The organism is Mesorhizobium sp. WSM4884, from assembly GCF_029625675.1.
Taxonomy (GTDB): domain Bacteria; phylum Pseudomonadota; class Alphaproteobacteria; order Rhizobiales; family Rhizobiaceae; genus Mesorhizobium.
The window spans coordinates 1-277 of record NZ_JARTVO010000065.1 but is presented as its reverse complement, the minus strand read 5'-3'; the positions used below and the strand labels follow the sequence as shown (position 1 = coordinate 277).

1 pseudogene is annotated in these 277 nt (G+C 54.5%); it reads left to right on the top strand.

Features of this window, described 5'->3' with window-relative positions:
- Positions 1-277, top strand: a pseudogene (locus P9236_RS30690) (type IV secretion system protein VirB10); the annotation flags it as partial.

Genomic DNA, 277 nt, shown 5'->3' with positions numbered 1-277 from the left:
CAGTAGCAGCAGTCAAATGCCCAATGACGGTCAGCGGAGCGAAGACAACCATAAGGATGCTCCCGCGACCGCGGATGAGATTTCAAACGGTGGCGATCTGTCAGGCCGATTGAAGCCAGATATACAGGAGCCGAGCCGGGCCACACTTATGCCGCACCCTGATCTCGTGATTACTCAAGGAACGATCATTCCGTGCATTTTGCAAACGGCAGTCGACACAAATTTACCCGGCTATGTGAAGTGCGTCTTACCTAAAGACGTCCGCGGCGCCACCAAC